Annotated in this window: 2 protein-coding genes and 1 pseudogene; all 3 read right to left on the bottom strand. The window is 47.7% G+C overall.

Features of this window, described 5'->3' with window-relative positions; all coding sequences use genetic code 11:
• On the bottom strand, positions 1–173 hold a 173-nt coding region (locus ACOTYN_RS26240), incomplete at its 3' end, for a TerD family protein (protein WP_421634804.1).
• A gap of 22 nt (positions 174–195) precedes the next feature.
• Entirely contained in the window at positions 196–834 is a 639-nt protein-coding gene (locus tag ACOTYN_RS26245) for a vWA domain-containing protein (RefSeq protein WP_024182867.1), read from the bottom strand.
• 464 nt (positions 835–1298) lie between these two features.
• Positions 1299–1598: pseudogene (terW, locus tag ACOTYN_RS26250) on the bottom strand (tellurium resistance protein TerW); the annotation flags it as partial.

A 1598-nucleotide genomic window follows, 5' to 3' on the forward strand; every position in this document is an offset into this window, starting at 1 on the left:
AGGAAAGCGATCACATCAAGGTCGTATTCTTCTTCTTTTTTACCAAAGATCCCGCCGAGGAAACCTTTTTTTTCCTCATTAATATCCCAACCGAGGCCGATAGTAACGGACGAGAGATCGTATTCATTTTTTTTCAGGCTTACGCCCTGGCCTTTGCTCAGACTGACAGACATGACATCCCCTTAATCAATAAAATTATAAGACCACATTTACTTCTGGCGGCGGCGGTGGCAGGTCTTCAAGACCGATCACTTCTTTTTTGCTGGACTCCACTTTCTGACTGCCTACCGAAATGCTCGCACTGACCCATTTAAAGAAGGCTTTGATCGTCGAACTGTCAGCTGTATCGAGCTGAACCACGATTTCAGTGATTTCTTTGAGGACGCTGGTATCGGCATCATGCCCGGCTGCACATGCCACAACAACGCCGGTTCTGGCCGCTTTAAAGTCATTCAGGCCTTTGCGCCAGTCATCATTCGGACTTCCATCCGTCATCAGGAATACAAGGGGACGCCAGTCACCTTTAGTGTCAGCCGTCGTTTTCTGTACTTCTTTGGCAATGGAGCTGGCCGTGAGGGAAAGCGCTTCGCCAAGAGACGTGGTGCCGCTGGCTGTTAGTGCTGGCATCTGGAAACTCAGGAGGTCTGTCAGGGGGACTGCCTGTCGGGCTATAGAATCAAAGGTGATCACTGACACGTGAGCCGTTTCGAGTGCATACGGATCCTGTTTCAGCGTGGTAAGCAGCGTCTGAACGCCATTTTTAACCGCTTCGATAGGCTCTCCGTGCATAGAGCCGGACGTGTCGAGTAGCAGATATACGGGTAAGCGTCTCAAATGTAATTCCTTCTTAAGAGATCGGAAGAGGAGAGTAGTTTCAGGAAGAGGCCAGGGTTTGTTGATTTGATAAAACGGCACGACATCTGTCGGGTGGAGATTAAATATTCAGAAGCGGCATTATAGAAATAAGTTAACCACCATTGAATTACCGACATGTGAATGGCCCCTTATCAACAGAAAATAGCTCAGACTGGACTGGAATATAAGGTTACTGAAAAAAACTTCGGCAAAAATAAACTGTCTTATGTATGAAAATCATCATACATCACAGATCTGCATGAATGGAGTGTAAATCGCCCAAAGATTGATGTGTAGCACAAGAGGATGTCAAGACACCAGCTTTTGTAGGCAGTAAGGCGCTGCTGACATTGCGGGAGGAGAATAGACCAAAACTACGTCACGCCAATACAGAGGTGAAATATGACAAAACCGGAGTTTTCACCCCGGTCTGAGATTTAGCGTCAGGACTTTTTAGCGCTGTATTCCTTTATCAGTTCATCAACGGAGTGCAGAGCCAGCTTCTCTACGGCTTCACTTCGGGTCGAGCCACTCAGCGCAGCCAGACGGTCAATTTTTCTTAAGATCCGCATGCGTAGCGATAATGACACGGCTGTTTTTTTATCCTTATCGAGTACGACCTTCCCTGTAGACTCACCGGTTTTCAGTTCAGCATTCTGTGCGAGCGCTTCATTCATCCGGCGGAGGGTCTTTTTATCCAGCTGGCCCGGATTAACGAGATGGTAGGAATGACCTGCCTTGCT

The organism is Enterobacter cloacae complex sp. IR5458 (genome assembly GCF_049238025.1).
Classification (GTDB): Bacteria; Pseudomonadota; Gammaproteobacteria; order Enterobacterales; family Enterobacteriaceae; genus Enterobacter; species Enterobacter kobei.